This window comes from Salinicoccus halitifaciens (assembly GCF_021026095.1).
GTDB classification, from domain to species: Bacteria; Bacillota; Bacilli; order Staphylococcales; family Salinicoccaceae; genus Lacicoccus; species Lacicoccus halitifaciens.
Window position 1 is genome coordinate 258,720 of sequence record NZ_JAJNCU010000002.1, and the last position, 21,559, is coordinate 280,278.

Annotated in this window: 13 protein-coding genes; 10 read left to right on the plus strand and 3 right to left on the minus strand. The window is 38.1% G+C overall.

Translation table 11 applies throughout. The features are described from left to right. The first annotated feature begins 4 nt into the window (after positions 1 to 4). Genes LPW40_RS05915 through LPW40_RS05925 form a run of 3 tightly spaced genes read left to right on the plus strand, consistent with a single transcriptional unit; the run spans position 5 to position 2,136 of the window. Positions 5 to 487 (plus strand): flavin reductase family protein, encoded by a 483-nt coding sequence (locus LPW40_RS05915; protein ID WP_230821306.1) that lies wholly within the window; start codon positions 5 to 7, stop codon positions 485 to 487. Between the two features lie 33 nt (positions 488 to 520). After that, positions 521 to 1,348, plus strand: a complete 828-nt coding sequence (locus LPW40_RS05920; protein WP_230821307.1) for an FAD synthetase family protein — start codon at positions 521 to 523, stop codon at positions 1,346 to 1,348. 11 nt (positions 1,349 to 1,359) lie between these two features. Further along, positions 1,360 to 2,136, plus strand: a complete 777-nt coding sequence (locus tag LPW40_RS05925) for a 2-keto-4-pentenoate hydratase (RefSeq protein WP_230821308.1) — start codon at positions 1,360 to 1,362, stop codon at positions 2,134 to 2,136. Positions 2,137 to 2,333: 197 nt separating this feature from the next. Here LPW40_RS05925 and LPW40_RS13590 read toward each other — a convergent pair whose 3' ends face one another. Beyond that, positions 2,334 to 2,450, minus strand: coding sequence for a type I toxin-antitoxin system Fst family toxin (locus LPW40_RS13590; protein ID WP_330166176.1), 117 nt, complete (start codon positions 2,448 to 2,450; stop codon positions 2,334 to 2,336). A 360-nt stretch (positions 2,451 to 2,810) separates the two neighbouring features. Between LPW40_RS13590 and LPW40_RS05930 the strand changes: the two genes are divergently transcribed. The 5 genes from LPW40_RS05930 (at position 2,811) to LPW40_RS05950 (ending at position 13,363) form a co-directional block, all read left to right on the plus strand. After that, entirely contained in the window at positions 2,811 to 3,584 is a 774-nt protein-coding gene (locus LPW40_RS05930; RefSeq protein WP_230821309.1) for a hypothetical protein, read from the plus strand. A gap of 2 nt (positions 3,585 to 3,586) precedes the next feature. Further along, complete coding sequence (locus tag LPW40_RS05935) at positions 3,587 to 6,046, plus strand: DEAD/DEAH box helicase (protein ID WP_230821310.1); 2,460 nt, start codon at positions 3,587 to 3,589, stop codon at positions 6,044 to 6,046. Positions 6,047 to 7,074: 1,028 nt separating this feature from the next. Beyond that, on the plus strand, positions 7,075 to 9,087 hold the full coding sequence (locus LPW40_RS05940; RefSeq protein ID WP_230821311.1) for a type I restriction-modification system subunit M: 2,013 nt from the start codon (positions 7,075 to 7,077) through the stop codon (positions 9,085 to 9,087). Continuing rightward, positions 9,084 to 10,373: a restriction endonuclease subunit S gene (locus tag LPW40_RS13680; protein WP_230821312.1), complete on the plus strand. Its 1,290-nt coding sequence runs from the start codon at positions 9,084 to 9,086 to the stop codon at positions 10,371 to 10,373. The genes LPW40_RS05940 and LPW40_RS13680 overlap by 4 nt, the downstream gene beginning before the upstream one ends. Continuing rightward, positions 10,370 to 13,363: a type I restriction endonuclease subunit R gene (locus LPW40_RS05950; RefSeq protein WP_230821313.1), complete on the plus strand. Its 2,994-nt coding sequence runs from the start codon at positions 10,370 to 10,372 to the stop codon at positions 13,361 to 13,363. The genes LPW40_RS13680 and LPW40_RS05950 overlap by 4 nt, the downstream gene beginning before the upstream one ends. Positions 13,364 to 13,578: 215 nt before the next feature. On the opposite strand, the gene LPW40_RS05955 is transcribed toward LPW40_RS05950, so the two are convergent. Beyond that, positions 13,579 to 14,898: an McrC family protein gene (locus LPW40_RS05955; RefSeq protein WP_230821314.1), complete on the minus strand. Its 1,320-nt coding sequence runs from the start codon at positions 14,896 to 14,898 to the stop codon at positions 13,579 to 13,581. Next, on the minus strand, positions 14,882 to 17,107 hold the full coding sequence (locus tag LPW40_RS05960) for an McrB family protein (protein WP_230821315.1): 2,226 nt from the start codon (positions 17,105 to 17,107) through the stop codon (positions 14,882 to 14,884). Before LPW40_RS05960 ends, LPW40_RS05955 begins: the two co-directional genes overlap by 17 nt. A gap of 389 nt (positions 17,108 to 17,496) precedes the next feature. Here LPW40_RS05960 and LPW40_RS05965 point away from each other — a divergent pair, with 389 nt between their 5' ends. Both LPW40_RS05965 and LPW40_RS05970 read left to right on the plus strand, forming a co-directional pair. Then, complete coding sequence (locus LPW40_RS05965; RefSeq protein WP_230821316.1) at positions 17,497 to 18,588, plus strand: glycerol dehydrogenase; 1,092 nt, start codon at positions 17,497 to 17,499, stop codon at positions 18,586 to 18,588. Positions 18,589 to 19,612: 1,024 nt separating this feature from the next. Then, positions 19,613 to 21,388: an LTA synthase family protein gene (locus LPW40_RS05970; protein WP_230821317.1), complete on the plus strand. Its 1,776-nt coding sequence runs from the start codon at positions 19,613 to 19,615 to the stop codon at positions 21,386 to 21,388. Positions 21,389 to 21,559 lie beyond the last annotated feature (171 nt).

Sequence of the window (21,559 nt, forward strand, 5' to 3'; positions counted from 1 at the left end):
CACTATGGATGATCGTCAGTTCAGGAATGCGATGGGCAAGTTTGCAACAGGCGTCAATGTCATTGCGACGGAAGTGGGAGGAGAGGTGTACGGCATGACCGCGAATGCGTTCATGTCCGTCTCCCTCGATCCCAAACTGATTGTAATTTCAATCGGGGACAAGGCAAAGATGCTGGAACGCATCCGGCAGAGCGGCAGATTTTCTGTGAATGTGCTCTCCTGCGAGCAGCAGGACGAGTCCATGCGCTTCGCCGGACAGAAGCAGTTCGAGGATAAGTTTGAATTTGACCGGCTCGGTGAAACACCGGTGGTGAAAGATGCATTATGCCAGCTCTCATGTGAAGTCTACAATGAGCATGTCGAAGGGGATCATGTCCTTTTCGTCGGCAAGGTGGAGAAGCTCGCCCTTGAAGACGGCGATCCGCTCATCTTCAACTGCGGTAAATACCGCAGGCTGGAAGCGCCTGAGGAAGTTTTGAGCAAATAAAAGTATTCCAATCCATCAAAAGGGAGGGATAGTATGGAAATCATATGGCTGGATGATAAGAACCTCAAAGAGTGGCAGTGCAGATCGCGGAGGAACGTCATCGCGCTCGGATTTTTCGACGGTGTGCATAAGGGGCATCAGAAAGTCCTGCAGACGGCGGGTCTTATCGCAGAAAAGGAAGGTGCCGCATTCGATGTGATGAGCTTTTTTCCACACCCGAAGACGGTCCTGTCGAACGGCAGGATCACGGTGGATTATCTTATGCCGCTTGAGGAGAAAGCACGCGCACTTGAAGCTTTCGGTGTCGACCGCTTCTATATCGTGAAGTTCACGAAGGCATTCGCCTCCCTTTTGAAGGAAGAATACGTTGATACTTATTTGAAGCGCATGGGCACCATCCATGCCGTGGCAGGCTATGACTTTTCCTACGGATTCAGGGGAGAAGGTACGATCGACAGCCTTACAGCAGACTCCGGCGGTGAAATCACTGCATCAAAGGTTGAAAAAGTGACTTACCGTGGTGAGAAGATCAGCTCGACCCGCATACGGAGTGCCATATTGAACGGCCGGATATCCGAGACCGAGGCGCTGACGGGGAGGAAATACCGCACGTGCGCCGTGATTTCGGGAGGGCATCTGTCCTTAAAACCGTATTATATGCTGCCGCAGGACGGCGTTTACGATGTCATCATCGATACAGGGACGAGACAGTATGATACCCAAATCCATGTAGACAACAGAGTCCAGAAGATTTCATTCACCAGGCGGTGCCTGCTGGATGAAATCGATCATAATGAAATTGCCATCACCTGGAAGAGGCGGGTTGCGACATATTCCCGTTATCAGCTTGTGGCACAATAGGAGACGATGAAATGGTCATAACCAAACTGTTGGGAGAAGAGATTTATGAAGCGGAAAAGACTTTGAAGCCCATCCCGCCGATCACGGAAAGCCATCCAGGCATTACAGTGGATGAGGCCTATGAGACCCAGCTTCAGTATGTTGAAAGAAGGTTTGCCGACGGCACACGAGTCGCAGGCAAGAAGATCGGCCTCACGAGCAAAGCCATGCAGGAGATGCTCGGCGTCGACCGGCCGGACTACGGTCATATCCTTGAAGACATGATCTTCAGCGAGGACACACCGGTTGATGCAGGACGTTTCATCGCACCGAGGGTGGAGTTCGAGATCGCCTTCATATTGAAGCAGGACATCAACGGTGCAGACGTCACTGTAGAAAATGTGGCAGAAGCCATCGAATTCGCGGTGCCTGCGGCAGAAATCATCGACAGCCGCATCCGTGACTGGAAGATCAAGTTCGAAGATACCGTAGCGGACAACGGCTCATCCGCCGGAGCGGTACTCGGGAACACACGCGTGCCGCTTGCCGACATCGCCCTCCCATCGGTCAGGATGGAAGTCTTTAAGAACGGCGAGAAAATCAACGAAGGGCAAGGGTCCGCTGTACTTGGCAATCCACTCAAAGCCGTCGTCTGGCTGGCCGAAGCCCTCCATCAATACGGCATTTCACTGAAAGCCGGTGAAGTCATCCTCGCCGGAGCATTGACCAAGGCGGAGGATGTCAGAAGCGGAGATACATTCAAAGCCACCTTTGACGGCCTGGGTGAAGTGAAAGTTACGTTTTCGTAAGTGATAGGTAGTAAAATCCCACTTGGAAAAATCTCTCTACTTCGTATCAAGAATACTATTGAGATAGTTTTATAAGTGCTAAATGAGATGGTATAATAGTTGTACAATTAATGCAGTGAGCATGAGAGACACCAAAACCCCCCCAACCTATGTGCGTAGGCTGGGGGGGGTTTTTTTGGTGTGTTGGTGTCACCTGGTTAATTTTCGTTGCATTTGTTCAACCAATAAGCAAACAATGCAACAATCACACCAGTGATGATTGGTGAGATAGCGAGCTTAAATAATGCAGTGAACATGACTTCACCACCTTCCATGCTAAGCGCATAGAAGCCAACCAGATGACTTAAATCATTTTATTCTCCTTGTATAAGGATTCTTGTTTTTCTTTAGATACTATAACAGTAGATTGCTCATCAAAATTACTTGCTCTTATTTTTGGGGTAAATATAGTACAATGGAACCAAATTCCAAATTTATCGAATGATGGAACTAAATAGAGTGTACTTTTAATTATTCAAAACCATTTATTTAAGAATCAATGAAAATTTTTGAGGAATATAAATTTATTAAAAACAGAATCCTTAAATTTTCTATAATTTTAATAATGAATCTGTTAGGTGATTTTAAGTTGAAATCATAAGTTTACGAAATGATTAGAATAAAAAGGTGATAGTGTGAATGAATCAATCTTCGATTTTGAAATAAAGATGTTAAATAAAAATATTGAATTGCATTATATAAGTATAAAAGAAATTGATGAACCCTTTAAAAAATATCTTGATAAAATGTTTGTAAAAATTTGTGGAGGAAGTTCCAGTAAAAGAAATTTAAATGTAATGAAAGAAAGGGTAAGAAAATTTTACGAAAATAAGGACATAAAGACGAGAATCGGCGCAACTGCTGAATTTATATTACATTTATATCTCAATAAAATTGGATATAAACAGGAATGTATGTTTCTTAATATGGAAGAAAATTCAATAAAAAAAGGGTTTGACGGATTTTATTCGTTTCAAAATGAACCTTGGATTATGGAAAGTAAGTCTGGGATGGAAAGTACTACTAACAATAGTCATAAGAATAAAATCAAAGAAGCATATAATAGCTTAGAAAAACAAGTGACAGGCAGTTCTACTAATGATCCGTGGCAAAACGCATATAACCATGCCAATACCAAGTCTGTAAACACCGACGAAAGTATATTAGAATTAATCGAAAATCTATCTGATAATTATATGATAAATAAATTTGCTAAATTAGAAGATTTAAACCTTATACCATGTGGCACTATTTTTTTACAAGGAACTTGGAAGGATTATGATACTGAGGATTTAAAAAGAGTTTTAGAAAAAATGATAAAAAAATTTGATTATAATAACCTTTTAGTAATATGTATGACTAAGCTGTCTCTAGATTTATTTATGGACTACTTATATAAGGAGGGGTAGCAGTGGAAAAAAATATAAACAATGAAATTAGGAAGTTAATTAATAATAAAATGTTCTTTCAATCTATAAAAAAATTAGAATTAAATAAAAAGTTAACTGAAAAAGAAAGCTCATTCATATTAACTTGTGCTTTATTATTTACAAAAATTTATGAGCAGGATCAACGAAAAAAAATAATTGTAGAATTTGCCTACTATATATTTCTAAAATACTCTCTGATTTCAAAAGATTACAGACCACTAAATGATTTTTCTTTAAATTTTGGCTTCTACCCTATATCTAAGCTAATAAGGGAAAAAGAATTAATAGAAAACGTGTCTTTAAACGATATAATTTTAAATTACAGAATAGAGAAAGATTTCACATCAAATGGTTTTATTAATACAAGAGAACAAAAAGTAATTAGTGAGAACTTAATGAATGATACATCAAAGTATACAAGTTATGTTGCACCAACTTCCTATGGTAAAAGTGAGTTAATAGTAAATTATTTAAAAAAAGAATCGTCTAATTATGAAAAAATGGCAATCATTGTACCGACGAAATCTTTATTGGCCCAAACATTTAGAAATGTTAAAAAATCAAATCTCAAAAGAAAAATAATTACTCATGATGAGATGTATAATAATGATGAATCTTTTATAGCTATTCTCACGCAAGAAAGAGCGTTAAGGCTGCTTAATAGATATAGAGGTGATTTATTTTTTGATATTATCTATATAGATGAAGCGCATAACTTATTTAATAAAGAGGAACGTAGTTTATTAATAGCAAGATTAATAAGATTGAATTACAGGTATAACCATAAACAAAAATTAATATATTTATCTCCCCTCATTAACAATAGTGATCATCTTCAATTAGATTTTCAAGAAGATATTAATGAACAAAAAATTCACTTTAATATGAAGGAACCTGAGATATTTGAATTAAGAAGAGATAAAAAACTTTATAAATATAATCGTTTTCTAAATAAGTTTTTTTTCCAAAAAAAATTAGAATATGAAAAGTCCGATTATATAAACTATATCTTTGAAAATATGTCAGAAAAAAATATGATATATCATCGGAGTCCAAAAAAGATTGAACAAATTGCCAACACATTATTTACCCAATCAGATGAAAATCTAGAAGAAGAAAGAATTAATGAGGTAATTGAGGTGCTTCGTGAATATGTCCACCATGATTTCAATATGATTGATTATTTAAAAAAGGGAATTATATACTTACATGGAAAATTACCTACTTTAATTAAAGAATTTTTAGAGTATGAGTTTTCTAGAAACAAAAAAATTCAGTTTGTAGTAGCAAATAATGTAATATTAGAGGGGGTTAATTTGCCTATTTCTACATTATTTATACTCAATACTTTTCAATTATCTAAAAATCAATTAATGAACTTGATAGGTAGGGTAAACAGATTAGATAATATTTTCATTCATTCAAAGGATTTGCATAAATTGACTCCCCCTATACATTTTATAAATAGTGATTTAAATGCTAAGCGAATGAAAATGGAGAATCAAATAAAAAAATTAGGCGATAATACTCCTATTGATAAGCTTCTTAACCCTTTCTTGAAGAATTTTGATATAGAAAGTTTAAGTGGAAAAAATTTAGAGAAAATAAAAACTATTCTAAAAAATGAAGAGTACTTACTTAGTGATTCAGCTACGAAAAGTGACCAATTTTACTTAAAATTATTAGAAGAAGGACTAGAAAAAATATTAGATTTATCAAATGTGAAATTAGTTAATGGACTAAAAAGAAGAGTTGAGATTTATAAAGATGACAAAGAATTTTTTAGAAAAGATTTAATTGAAAAAGTATATTTAGTCTTTATTAGTGGAATTAAAGATGAGTATTTTATTGATTTTGAATTTAGAAGATTAAAAAACGAAGCTGCAAGAAATTATTATAAAATGTTTATTGTTGATCAGAAATTATCATTAAAAGAAAGGATTAATAAACAATTTAGATATTTCTACAGGATAAAATATGATAGCGATTCATCCGGGTTAATGTATATAGGACATGGATATGGAGAAGTTGAAAGACCCAACAATAATTATGAAGGTCAAAGTTACAAGGTTTATGTGAACCTAAAAGAAAAAACTGAAAAAGAAATCATTAATTTAGTAATAATAAAATTGAAAATGGAAGAGGACTTTATTAACTACAAAGTATTTAAGTTTATTAGATTTCTGTATGAATATAACTTAATAAATGATAATGATTATAATACTTTTGTTTACGGCACAAATGAAAAAAAGAAGATAGACTTGTTGAAAATGGGACTATCTTTAAATTTGGTTGACAAATTTGGAAAGGACGAGCAACTCAAGAATTTAAGTATCGACAGCTTTGGAAACTTAGTAACAAATGAGGAATTTGTAGCTTATAAAGAAAAATTAAGAGGTTTATATAAGTTTGAGACCAACAAATACTTCTTTGATAAATAGTAGAACAAGCGTCTTTGTAGTTATTTTAATGTCAATATAGACATAACTCATTCTAATAAATTCATGATTTCAAAAAGGATTTTAAATTTTTATTAGCATTCCATGTTTCTAAGGAAATTTCTGCTAAGAGGCTCCTTTTTTGCTATAAAATTAGGGAGTTTACTATATATTATACAAGTTATGCCTTAAAAAAATTAACAATACTAACTTAAAAAGTGTGATAACCTCTACGGATGTATTTAATAATCTTTTTAAATCGACTGATGGTAGAGAGCTAAAGAAAGATTGATTTTAAGAAATTATACTCACAATTGCTAAGCATCTTGTTTAGGATAGAACATGACAATTCTTGATAGTGATTTAGAAAAATATTCATTTTTGAGAAGCCTCTCTACCTCGCTTAACTATTACTTATCTTACTATCCAACTTAAACTGTTGCATTCTATTTTTACATTATTATACTTCTATGGATTTTAATCGTGGTCTTTCTTCATAATTAATTATAGGTTCATATTGAGGCGCATAGGTACTTACTTTACTTTCTATTCTTCACTGAAAATCTCTGAATGTCTTGAGGATATTTCAATCTTATATCAATTAAGATATCTTAATGATTTCAATCTTTTCAAGATTAACAAGATAATATTGAAAATTATATTTAATATTTATATGTGAAATAAGAGAGAAATTACAGGATGGCGTGATTGCTTCTAGCATTCGGGATTAAAAGAGTTATTGAATTACTGTAAGAGTCATTTAAATCAAAGGATTTAAGGATGTCTGTGCCATAGCTAGCAGACGAGTTAAATAATAAAGAAACCTTTTACGTATTGATTATAGATTGATTCTGAGGTCGAAGAAAATCTTGTAGTAGCTGAATTATTATATATATTTATATAAATGAAATCTGTTATTACAAATCACGCTCCAAGTAATATGAAGACTTCTCATTTGATCCAATAGATTTTTATACATTAGCATAATAAGTAAGTTTTAATTTTAAAATTATATAAAGGATTAGATAGAAATGATGAATTTCCAAGATAAAGTAAACTTTTTATGGACTATAGCTGAAATACTAAGAGGTCCATATAAACCAGAAGACTACGGTAAGGTGATTCTGCCAATGGCAGTATTGCGTCGGTTTGACAATGTTCTAGAAGATACAAAAGAGGAAGTTCTGGAAAGCTATCAGAAATTCAAGAACTTGCCTGAAGAAGCTCGAGACGAAATACTAAATAGAACATCAAAGCAACGTTTCAATAATACGAGCAACTATGACTTTCAGAAACTCTTGAATGATTCTGATAATATTGCAGAAAACTTCCGAGATTATATCAATGGCTTTTCAAAAACAGCAAGAGAGATCATCGAGTACTTTGATTTTGATAAGCATATTGAAAAGATGGATCGTAATGGCCTTTTGTATTTGACCGTAAAACGATTTGCAGAGGTTGATTTACATCCTGATAAAGTTACCAATCTTGAAATGGGTTATATTTTTGAAGAATTGATTCGTCGATATTCTGAACACGCTGAAGCCGGGGACCACTATACACCAAGGGAAGTCGTTAGATTGATGGTGGGTCTTATGTTCAATGAGGATGATGAGATTTTGACGAGGCCTGGTATTACCCAGACTCTTTATGATGGATGTGCGGGCACAGGGGGCATGGGTTCTATTGCACAGGAATATATGCAGGAAATGAATCCATCAGCAGAGTTGGAATTTTTTGCTCAAGAGTTTAATGAAGAGTCATTTGCGATGTGTAAGGCAGATATATTAATCAAAGGACAAAATGCACAGAACATTCGTTTTGGTAATACGTTAACAAGAGATGCTTTTCCGACGCAAAAATTTGATTATCTGATTTCAAATCCACCATATGGAGTCGAGTGGAAGCCTGCTGAGAAAGTTGTGAGGGAAGAACATGAGGATTTAGGAATGAATGGACGTTTCGGTGCTGGGTTGCCGCGGATTGGTGACGGCCAACTTCTATTCTTGCAGCATCTCGTATCGAAAATGAAGCCTGTAAGCGAGGATAATCCCCAAGGATCTCGTATGGCAATTATCATGAATGGCTCGCCACTATTCACAGGAGATGCTGGCAGTGGAGAAAGTGAGATACGCCGCTATGTAATTGAAAATGACCTGGTAGAAGGTATTATTGCAATGCCTAAAGACCTTTTCTACAACACTGGCATATCTACATATGTTTGGATTCTCACCAATAATAAAACCAAATGGCGCAAAGGAAAAATTCAGCTTGTTAATGCGGTTGAATACTACGAGAAGATGCGCAAAAGCTTAGGAGAAAAGCGTAACCAGATTTCTCAGTATCAAATCGATGAAATCATCCGTATATATGGAGAGTTTAAAGAGCAGGATAATGTGAAGATTTTTGATAACGAAGATTTTGGCTATCAAAAGATTGTTGTAGAGCGACCGCTGAAGCTTAACTTTATAGTAAACGATGAACGCATCGAGCGTCTCTACGAACAGAAGGCATTCCAGAACCTGGCAAAATCAAAGAAAAAAGGTGAAGTGGGTATTAAAGAACAAGAAGCCGGGGAAGAAATACAAAATACTATCATTAAAGTATTACAGCAGTTGAAAGAAGATAGGCTATATAAGAACCGAGAAATATTCACCGAAAAATTGAAAACTGCATTTGTAGAGGCTGGCATTGATATGAAAGCTTCATTATTAAAGGCGCTTCTCGCAGCACTTTCTGAGAAAGACGAGACGGCTGATGTCTGTGTGAAAAATAAAAAAGGGGATGTGGAAGCAGATCTTGATTTGCGTGACACAGAGAATGTCCCCCTCAAAGAGGACATTCGTGCTTATTTTGAACGTGAAGTGTTGCCACATGTACCAGATGCATGGATAGATGAAGAGAAAACAAAAATCGGCTATGAAATACCATTTACTAGACACTTCTATCAGTACCAGGAACTTCGTTCTTCCAGTGAAATCAAAGAGGAAATACAGGAGCTAGAAATGAGTATTTTAGATAAGTTGAAGAAGGTGATGATGTGAGAACTGAGAAAAAATATAGTAATTCTAATTGGAAGCGTTTAAAAATAGCTTGGTTATTTGAAGATATATCAAGTGGAACTACTCCTAGTTCTACGAATGAGGAATATTATAGAGATGGAGAAATCCCGTGGGTAAATACAGGAGATTTAACCGATGGGAAGTTATTTAGTGTAAGTAAAAAAATATCTAGAAAAGCAATTGCTGATTATCCTACTTTAAAAGTACACTCTAAAAATTCTTTAATTGTTGCTCTTTATGGAGCAACAATTGGAAAATTAGCTATTACTCAATTTGATGTGACAACAAATCAAGCTTGCTGCGTACTTAATAAACCAAAAAATGTTGATATTAATTTTGTATTCTATTGGTTTCTTGCCAACCGAGAGGGGATTATTCAGAGAGCTGTAGGAGGAGGACAAAAGAATATAAGTCAAGGGATCATTCGATCCTTGCGAATGGATGTACCAAATGCACCGTTGCAAAATAAAATAATAAGTTTCCTCGACCAAAAAACTTCAGAAATCGACGCTTTGATTACAGATAAAGAAAAACTTATTAGACTCCTCGAAGAAAAACGGCAAGCAATCATTACAGAAGCCGTTACAAAAGGCCTTGATCCGGACGTTAAAATGAAAGACTCCGGTGTGGAATGGATTGGTGAGATTCCGGAGCATTGGAAAATGAGAAAAGCAAAATACATTTTCAAACAAATAAATGAAAAAAATTATCCAGAAGAGAAACTTCTTTCTGTATTAAAAGGGAAAGGACTGTTACTCAGAAGTGAGTTAGAATTTAAAGCGGTCATGGCATTTAAAGGACTAGAAAACTTTAAATTGGTAAGAGAGGGCGATTTTGTTATCCATTTAAGAAGTTTTCAAAGTGGCTTTGAAATGTCTTCATTACAAGGGATTGTGAGCCCTGCGTATACTGTTTTTCGTGCTTCTATAGAATTAGATAACAATTATTTTAAGTATGTATTCTACTCACAGTATTTTATTGACTATATTGGTTCGACTACACAAAGTTTAAGAGATGGCAAACCTATAGCTTATGACGATTTTTCTTCATCATATTTAATGTTTCCTCCCGAAAAAGAGCAGAAGGAAATATCGGATTATTTAGCGAGTCTCTGTAAGGAGATGGATAAAGCAAAAGAATTAATACAAAAACAACTCTTAAAGCTCAAAGAATACCGACAAGCCCTTATTTATGAAGCCGTCACAGGAAAAATTGATGTTCAGGAGATGCTGAAAGAAACAGAGCAGGAGGAGGTATCGTCGTCGTGAGTATCGACAAGAGTGAAACAGGCTTTGAAGAGAATATAGAACGTGCGTTAATGGCATCCGGGTTTCAACAGCGCACCCTGAAGGGACCTGCACTTGCCAAGTTCCAAAAGTGGGCCATCGATCAGGAAGTCCTCTTCACATTTTTGGAAGCGACACAACCAAAGGCTTTGGAAAGGTTACAGAAAGTCTACAAAGACGACTACGAGTCCAAGATAATAGAACGTCTTGACAAAGAATTAAAGCGCCGTGGTATCATAGATTGCCTGCGCCATGGTATCAAAGATTATGGGGCCACACTCAAACTCGCCTATAATAAACCACCGACGGAGATGAACCAGACACTCGTTGAAAACTATGAAAATAATATTTTTACGGTGAGCCGGCAGGTGTATTATAGTAAGTCAAATCGGAACTCCATCGATATGATGATTTCTTTGAATGGGCTGCCACTGATTGTGATGGAGTTAAAAAACCAGCTGACCAACCAAACTGTGGAGCATTCCATCAGGCAGTTCAAAAAAGACCGGGATCCTAGAGAACCATTGTTTCGATTCAAGGAACGCGCGGCTGTTTTCTTTGCGGTGGATACCGATGAAGTATATATGACAACCCAACTTAATGGAGACAATACATTCTTCCTGCCGTTTAATAAAGGGAATAATGGTGGAAAAGGGAATCCACCTGTAGAAGAAGATTATCGCACATCCTATCTCTGGCAGGAAGTGCTGCAGCCGGATAGTCTTCTCGATATCCTATTTCGATTTTTATATGTCGAAAAAAAGAGTATACGGGACAGTAATGGAGACATTATTGATGAAAAAGAAGTGGTCATCTTCCCAAGATATCATCAATTGGATGCCGTGCGTAAGATTGAAGCCGACGTAAAAGTGCACCAGGCAGGAAGAAACTACTTGATTCAGCATTCTGCTGGCAGCGGGAAAACCAACAGTATTTCTTGGTTATCTCATCGTCTGGCAAAAACCCATGATGATGACGATAATCCTGTCTTTGACAGTATCATCGTCATCACAGACAGACGGGTACTCGATAAACAGCTCCAGAATGCGATTTATCAACTGGAGCACAAGGCCGGCATGGTAGAAAAGATAGATGAGGATTCAGACCAACTGGCGAAAGCCATCCGCAATAAGACAAAAATCATCGTGACAACCCTCCAAAAGTTTCCTTTTATCCTGGATAAAGTAGGGGAGTTCAACCGAGGCACATACGGCATCATCATAGATGAGGCGCACAGTTCGCAAGGTGGAAAAGCCTCCTCCGCTATGACAGCCCTGCTTTCCAACAAAACCTTGGAAGAAGCATACGAACAAAGCGCAATGGAGGAGGAAGCAGCAACAGATGCAGAGGAACGGATGATTGAAGCTATTGCGAAAAGCGGTGATCAGTCTAATATTTCCTTCTTCGCGTTCACTGCGACTCCCAAGCCGAAAACTGTGGAACGATTTGGTACTCAAAGACCGAATGGGACTTTCGAACCATTTCATCTCTATTCTATGCGACAGGCCATTGAAGAGGGATTCATTCATGATGTTCTGAGGAATTATGTAACGTATAAAACATTCTATAAGATTGAAAAGAGCATCTCAGAGGACCCGGAAGTGGCTAAAGGCAAAGCGAGCAAGCAGATAGCGCGTTTTGTGTCTCTCCATCCCCACAACATTGCCCAAAAAGCGGAAGTTATGGTTGAACACTTTAGAAACGTTACCCGCCATAAGATTAACGGTCGTGCAAAATCGATGGTAGTCACAAGCAGTCGACTCCACGCTGTGCGTTATAAACTCGCCTTTGATAAGTATTTGAAAACCAAAGGATACACGGATCTTCAGACACTTGTAGCATTCTCCGGTACTGTAGAAGATTTTGGAGAGTCCTATACTGAGGCGGATATGAATAAGATCAGTGAAAACGAATTGCCAGATAAGTTTCATTCAGATGACTATCAAGTACTGATTGTGGCAGAAAAATACCAGACAGGGTTTGATGAACCATTATTGCATACAATGTACGTTGATAAACCTTTGGATGGTATTAAAGCTGTACAAACTCTATCTCGTCTAAACCGGACATGTCGCGGAAAAGATGATACGTTTGTATTGGATTTCGTGAATAATCCGGAAACCATTCAAGCAGCTTTCCAGACCTATTATGAAGTGACAGGGCTTGGGGAAGCGACAGATCCGAACATCCTCTACGATTTGCAGAACGAACTGGATGCGATGCAGGTATATACAAACGAAGAAGTGGATACCATAGCCAACTTGGAATATAGTGAGCAGTCTGCAAAAAGTGCCCATTTCCAAGGAAAGCTAAATGCCACCTTGGATCCTGGGGTAGAGCGATACAAACAAGAGCTGGAAGATGAGGCGCAGGAACTCTTTAAAGCAGCAGCTGTAAAATTTGTCAGGACTTATGCATTTATTCTTCAGATTGGTCCATTCTCAGATTTGGATCTGCACAAGCGGTTCATTTACCTCAGTTCATTGCTGAAAAAGCTGCCAAAGAAATCAGGGGATCCTGTTTATATCTCTGATGATGTGGCCTTGGAATACTACCGTAATGAAAAAGCATTTGACGGCAGCATCTCTCTGGATTCTACGGGTGGTGAGAATCTCTATCCCACCCAGCATGGAGGAGCCGGCAGAGTGGAAGAAGAAAAAGAACGCCTATCTTCTATTATAGACCGTTTAAATGAGCGCTTTGGGACAGATTTTACAGAAGCGGATAAACTATCAAGAGATCAAATCATTGAAGATATGAAAGCCGACGAAGAACTCGTACAAAAAGCTCAGAGTAACACGAAAGACAACTTTAAATTCAGTTTCCAGCGCGTTTTTATGGATTTTGTAATCAATCGGATGCAAAGCAACGAGACCTTCTTTATGAAAATATTGGAGAATCCAGATTTCAAAAATTACTTGATGGAAGATGTGCTGGATGAAGTGTATACAGATTTAAGGAAGGCAGACTGATATTTCTTCTTTAATAGCAAACAGAAGGCGGTTAAATTAATAAAGAGGCTGGCAATGTCCCAGCCTCTTTATCATTTCATAAAAAGTATCATCTATGATTTATATTATATAAATCAAACTCATGCCTTATGCTCAAGCTATCCATATGACTGAACTTATTTAAATCGATAATATAAACTATGACTTTGCTATCATTTTTAAAGTAAATGAAATCGTTATATTATTGTAATCTTTAATTTTGCTTCTTCATGAAGCATGACCTCTTCAAACGTATTAAAGTCGCTTTCCTGGCTTGGGATGCCGAGACCATATTTAATCACTTTAACATTCGGATCTCTTACACTTGTTTCTTCAACACCACTTAATAGCGTTAATGTCTTTTCACCTTTTTTATTCAAGCTTTTCTGCAAAGGATAGATAAAGTATCCTTCAGCGGCTTCAAAGCGGTGTAAGTAGGCAACCAACTGCAAATAATCACGACCCCGTATATTATTAATCGGTTTATACTTGGCATCTGCAATTTTCCGATTGATACCGCTTCTACTTATAAAATCAGGGTAGATTAATCCATTAGCATCATTGAATAAGTAATGTCGACCAATGCCTTTGGTATTCTGCGGGTGTATATAGTGGTCTCCAATCAGGGTGTTGATATATTCCTCGAACAACCAGGCGCCATCAAAGAGGATTCCAAATACTTCATTGTTTGAATCTTTTTTAAAATAATTGGATTCTGCCCTCAATATCGCAATACATAATCTCTGTAATGCCTGATATTCAAAAAAGTACCCATGTCTAACTGGTTTACGAATATTTTGGTGAATTACCTTTGCTGCATGAATGGAGTTAAATTCCAACGAATTTTCTTCTATGATATGAACATTTTCTTTTGTAACATCATTCATGTAGAGCACTTTTCGCAGATCTTTTCTCCTCTTTATATACTCGATCGTATACCTGATCAAATGAATGACATGATTTTCATAACTGAATTCACGGGTATTATAAGCCACTTTGCCGAGAAAAGGGACATTCTCTTTCAACTGTCTTTTGAAATCAATGACGCCTTTCACGTTTGCTTCATTATGATGACGAACTTTATATTCCTTATACAGCCCTTTTTTCATGGCATTATTCAGGAATTTAGGGAAGAGGGGGATCAACAGCTCCAGAAAATCACTCTGGTGCTCCATATTCACTTCAGTGTTGATCACGTTCATATTCAACACTTTTTTCAACAAGTAATAGAAGAAATAGTCATTGCCTTCATCAAACCTTGAACCTATAAACAATCTTTCATTTTTATAACCAATCACTCCCATGACATTTGTTGTCCTGATTTCATCAGTATTTGCCATCATCACAAAATGTGAAGCATCCAGATCATCGGCCTCACTCACTTTGGGCGGAAACAAAAATAAGCTCGAGCTCTCCAAATCCTCAATATTTTTATTTGCGATTTTATTAAGAAAATCCTCACTGATGGTCACATCACGGGTCCTGGTTACTGTATTATCTTTAGTTTTCATAGTCATTCTCAGAAAGGCTCCCGTCATAAGCAGCTTTCAATCTTGAGAGTATACTCATTTCATCGAAGAACCCACGGACATACTCCTCCAATAATGGTTCCAGATAATCCTGCCATAATAAGTCGTAGTCATTGTTGATATCATTCAATTTCAGGAAGTAACTCGGACCAATATGGTAATGACTGTTCAGTCCTTCCACTTCGGATATCGCATTGTTCAATCTGAGCAGACGGCTGACGGCTTCTTCATAACTATCGACTTTATCTTCGAGCATAGCGAGCTGGCTCTCGGCAGTCACCTCTATGAATCTGAATCGGCGACGCATCGCAAAGTCAAAACTTTCAACACTGCGGTCTATATCGTTCATAGTGCCGATGATGTATACATTCTCCGGTATATAAAGGAATTTATTTTCATCATTGAAAGAAGAGTATTGCGTTCTGACTGCACCGCTTCGTCCACGGTAACCGGGATCAATTGCGAAGAACAATTCCCCAAAAATCTTGGAGATTTCCCCACGGTTGATTTCGTCGATGATGAAGACGAACTGATCTCCTGAACTTTGTCTGGATATTGCTTTTAAGATGAATTCCTTAAAAATACCGGGTATGATTTCATAGCGCATTTCGCCGGTTTCTTCATCAATGGTGGGTCTGAAACCTTCTACAAAGTCTGTATAATCATAGCTTGGATGGAATTGAATGAATTCGATATTACTTTTAAAGTTTTCATCCAATTCATCAAAGGAGGTGACCCTCCCGCTACTGGCAACCTCGGCTGCAATATTTCTTGCGAGGTATGTTTTTCCTGTGCCCGGCGCACCTCTCAAAATGATATTTTTTGAAGAGACGAGTTTACCCGCGTATCCAGAAAGCTCAATATCTTCTAAACTCACCTCATGAAGCGCTTCTGTTTCGCCCCTATCTTCATTAGGTTTTTGGGTGGAATGCCACGCCTGGAATGATAGTTCCGGGAAGGTGCTGTATTTATAGCGACTGCTTTTCAACGAAGCACGGGCAGCTTCAATTATAGATAAATACTCCTCGCCGGAAGGCATTTTAGTAATGTGCCCGAATTTGCTTACAAATTCTGATGCCATATTTTCGTCGCTTGAGATAAAGGCTCTATTCTTGGCGTCAAGGTTGATGAACGCTTCGGGCCGGATCCAATAAAGTCCCATAGTCAGGTTCCATCTCATCCCTTTTTGTCGAATAACAGTATCAAAATCTTCGACGAATTGCCCTTTGCTTTCTTCTGAATAACTCTTCTCATAATCCAGTGCAGAGTTGAAAACCGCCCATAAGTTGTCGATATCATATTCATCCCTGTCACCTTTAAAATAATAAAATGTTGCGGCCATATTGTTCACTACAGGAATTCCATCAAAAGATTCTGGAACCTCTGCATCAACGGAAAACTCTTCTTTAAATCCCTGGATAATTCTAATCCTGTTTTTATCTGTAATCCCTTTATTAAACAAGGCAAAAATGGTGAATGGATCAATATCGACTATATTTCGTTCCCTTTCGAGTGTCGGCAGTTTCATATTGATGGCTTTATAGGTCTCGATTACTTTCTCAATCAGTGCACCTCTGTCATTAAAGTAGGGACGCAGTTTATCAGCAAACTCCTGGTAAAAATGTACCCATGCAAACTGGTTCTCAGACTCTTGCTCCTGTTGTAAGGTTTCAAATTCCCGGAACTGTTCATCAGTGTAAAATTGGTTCTTCCAGTAGTCACGATATAGAAAAATGCTATAGTCCTGTTCTACATCATTTAAAGCAAATTCAATCAGATGACTATTTCTTGAATCACTTTTATAATCCAGCATCCATATCGCAAACCTGGAAGTGTAGAAGTACCATTCTTTCATAGTTGTTCGGTAGTCCCCGAACCAATCGACCTTGATTGTATGGCCGTCCTTAAGATTTTCTTTTATAATGCCCACTGCTTTAATCCTCATTACAGAGGCAGTCTTATTGTTTGGATTGAAAAATGGGAGGTTATTTTTTCGGGTATAAGATGCTTTAAGAATGATATAGTCGCCTTCACGCATTTGATCATAATAGGTTCGCATGGACTGATAGTGGTCGTCATCTTCATTTCCTTCCCATCCAAGCCGCCATTCATTGTTTTCCACAAACTCATTGGTATAATCTTTTCCATCGATAGTAGTTCCTACGAAGAAAAAGTTTTTATCTATATAGTTGCTCATTGGAATATTCCTCCTCTATACCACATTGCCGTTAAATTTATGATATCACATCAAAATTATCCCGGAATTATTTTAAGAGAAGGCTACGGTATGAGGCATATGGCGGGAGAAGTGCATTAAACGCTCCACTCGTAATACGCAGTCAATTTTCTCTTTTACTTCATGATTCATTGTCAGTCGTTCCTACGCAGTAGCAGCACATGATTATTGAAAATAATTCAGGGTAGAGAATAGGGAGCCGGGATTTCCGGTTCCTTATTTTTATGTAAAAAGGCAGTTGCCTTTCTAAAACCAGTCTCTCTGACAGACTGAGATACAGTTAGTATTTACTTCACGCATTTTCGTATGAATCACATGATTTTATGAAAATCTGAAAGGAGCCATTCTTAATGCAAAGAAGAGTCTTTATTTCACCGAAAAAATATATACAGGGTGCCGGGGTTCTCGCCCAACTTGGAGAAGAAGTCGAGAAAATCGGAAAAGCACCGCTTATTTTATCCGACGAAACTGTGTGGGGTATCACAGGAGATGCTGTAGAGGAGAGTTTTAAAGCTTCAAACATTTCTTATTCGTACGAAGAGTTTGGCGGAGAAGCGTCAGTCACAGAGATTGACCGCCTTACTGAAGTTGGAAAAGAAAATAATGCGGATGTAGTGATCGGACTCGGCGGCGGAAAAACAATCGACACGGCAAAAGCAGTCGGGGATAACCTGGACATCGCGGTTGTTGCTGCACCTACCACTGCCTCTACAGATGCACCGACAAGTGCGCTTTCGGTGATTTATTCAGATGAGGGTGTATTTGAAGGATATAAATTCTACAATAAAAACCCTGATCTGGTTTTAATCGATTCCAAAGTGGTTGTTGGTGCGCCTATATCCCTGCTGGCTTCCGGTATGGGGGACGCAATGGCGACACTGGTTGAAGCAAAAGCTTCACAAAAAAGAAATTCAGACACAATGGCTGGCGGAAAAGCAACGCTTACCGGAACAGCGATTGCTGAAAAAGCCGAAGAGGTTTTATTCACTCAAGGTATTGCCGCATATAAAGCAGCAAAAGAAGGGTTGGTCACACCGCAAGTGGAAGCCATCATTGAAACTAATACACTGTTGTCCGGCTTAGGTTTTGAAAACAGTGGACTAGCGGCGGCGCATGCCATTCATAACGGCTTTACCGCACTGGAAGGTGACATTCACGGCCTGACCCATGGGCAGAAGGTGGCATACGGCGTCCTGACTCAATTGGTGCTTGAAGGATACTCAGAAACGGAAATTCTACCTTATGTTGATTTCTTTAAAGCAATTGAGCTGCCGACAACATTGGAAGACCTCCATTTGGAAGAGGCATCTTATGAGGATTTAATTGAGATTGGTAAGTTGGCCACTGCAGAAGGTGAGACCTCCCACAACATGGATCCGGAACTTACACCTGAACAGATTGCAGATGCAATCTTGGCAGTTAATGCAATGACCACTGCTTAATAGTTAATCAACTGCCGTTAATATGGCTTATCAAACTCTCATTCCATTGATTTGGAATGGGAGTTTTTTGGTGTATCCGTTCAGTCATTTAGTTAATTATTTCTTTCGCGGAGCTGAGAAGCTATATACTTGGCAGACTAAATTTTGACCATTCACTTGAACTAAAGAATAGTAGAGATCTTTATGTTTTGAGCATGATAAAGACAGTTATTTCACATGACAAACCTTACTTACATCCCAAACCTTTCTAAGGGTGAATCGGTTTTCTTTATTAAAAATTTATAAATAGCTTTGTGAATATATAAGTATTTTCTTGCTTAAAAACAAGGTTCTGCTCTATAATAAAGAGCATTGATAAAGCTTGTTAATTAATTGTAAAGAATTTGAGACTGTAATTGACAAGATTGAAATGATCAATACAGGGTCCATAAAAGGGATTACACCTCAATGAAGTGGAGGAAGTGACTGTCCATATATTGATGATCAGTTGCTGTAATCTCTGTTATAAGTGTTTCAATTTCTCTTGCCGTCTGTCACCAAACCCTCCACGCCGATGTTTGAGGGTTTTTATTATATTCTACTCTATCTTAATCTGCTGAGAATAATCCGTATAAAACTTTAATAAGTTAAGATAAAAGATAGAGAATCAGGAAGTGGAAACATGTCAAAAATAAAAGAATTACTGAATAAACGTTATGGATACTTCATCTTATTTCTTTTTTTATTCTGGTTGAAAACGTACATAGCCTACTGGGTTGAATTCAGCCTGGGCGTATCAGGTGTAATGGAAAACATTATATTGTTCATCAACCCGATTGCCACCGGTGTTATAGTTTTATCCATTGCGCTGTTTTTTAAAAATCCCGGTTTAAGAAAATGGGTAATGTTTACATTGCTGCTGTTAATGACACTGTTATTATATGTGAACATTCTATATTACAGGGAGTTCGCTGATTTCCTAACGTTTAATATAGTATCCAGTACCAATAACGTGACGACTGCCTTATTTACTTCCACGTTTGAAATGATGAGGATCTGGGACTTGTTATACTGGGTCGATATCATGTTGTTTGGCTACTTGTTCTTCTATAAAAAGAAGGCGCTGCTCACTGAAGATCAGAAAACATATAAGAGGCGCACCAAGACTTTGGTCACATCACTCGGTGTCCTGCTTTTGGCAGGAAACCTGATACTGGCGGAAATTGACCGTCCTGAACTATTGACCCGGACTTTTGACCGGAATTACATTGTTAAATATTTAGGGCTGAATTTCTTTACCGGTTATGATGCTTTCCAGGCCTCGCAGAACAGTCAAATGCGCGTAAGCGCCGACGAGTCGGATTTAGCGAAGGTGTTCAACTTTGCATCGGAAAACCATGCAGCGCCGAACCCTGAATACTTCGGGGTGGCGGAAGACCGCAACGTCATCGTGATCGCATTGGAAAGTGTGCAGCAGTTTTTGATCGATTATGAATTGGAAGATGAATATGGGGAGAGGCATGAAGTCATGCCGTTTCTTTCGAGTATATATAACAATGAAGACTCATACAGCTTTGAGAACTTTTTCCACCAGACCGGTCAGGGCAAGTCATCAGACGCTGAAGTTTTAGGTGAGTTGTCATTATACGGCCTCCCGCAGGGCAGTGTGTTCCAGACACTGGGATCCACGAATACATTCCATTCAGCGCCGAATATTCTGGCACAGCAGGGGGATTACACCTCAGCTGCTTTCCACGGCAATGTCGGCTCCTTTTGGAACAGGACGGATACTTACCGGAGTTTCGGTTATGATTACTTCTTTGATGCCGAGTTTTATGACGTATCCGGAAACAGATCAATGGAATACGGCTTGAAAGATAAATTGTTTTTCCATGATTCAGTGGAGTATCTTGAACAGCTGCCGCAGCCGTTCTACTCGAAGTTCATCACTGTTTCCCATCACTTCCCTTATCCTTTGGATGAGGAAAATTCGGAATTTCCGGCTGCCCGGACAGACGATGACACAATCAATAATTATTTCGTTACAGCCCATTATGCCGACCAGGCGTTGGAAGAGTTTTTCAATTACTTGAAATCAAGCGGCCTATATGAGGACTCAATCATAGTCATGTATGGTGACCATTATGGCATTTCCGACATGAGAAACCCGACATTAGCGCCTTTGGTGGGTGAAGATTCGGATGAGTGGAATGATTACCATAATACTCAAATACAAAGAGTGCCGTTCATCATGCATGTTCCCGGCATTGGAAACGGTGAAGTGTTTGACACCTACAGCGGTCAGGTGGACATGCTTCCAACCTTGATGCATTTATTAGGCATAGAAACAGACGGCTACTTGTTTATGGGGCAGGATATTTTATCAGAAGAACATGATAATACCGTACCCTTGAGAAATGGACGTGTAATCACCCCGGAATATACTTTCCTTGAACAGGAAATCTATGATACAGAGACAGGGGAGCCGCTGCTGGACCAATTTACCGAAGAAGAGTTGGAAGAACTTTATCTCTTTAGAAACGAAGCGAGAGAAGAGTTAAATCATTCCAATGAAATTCTGATGAAAGATCTACTGCGTTTCTATAACCCTGAACCTCTGGATGAATTGAAAGAAATCGATTATTTATATCGTGATCAGTTGGATGTCCTCGAAGATCATCCAGGAAAAGAAACGAGCCTGATCGAACAACGTGATGGCGAATCAAGCAGGGATTTATATGAAACAGATGCCCCGGAGATGGAAGGGTTAGAAAGTAATACATCAGAAGAAGAGTCGAATTCAACTGACCAGCCGGAATGAATCAGTCGTTTAGATTATAATATAGAGTAAGAATATTAAATTTTAAAAGACAGGATATCCATGAGTTTGGATATCCTGCTTTTTGTTTTTTCAATAAAAAGTGGTATAATACAAGTATCAATCCACTATTGTTAACATGATTCACCAACCCCCATCCTATGGTCGTAGAAT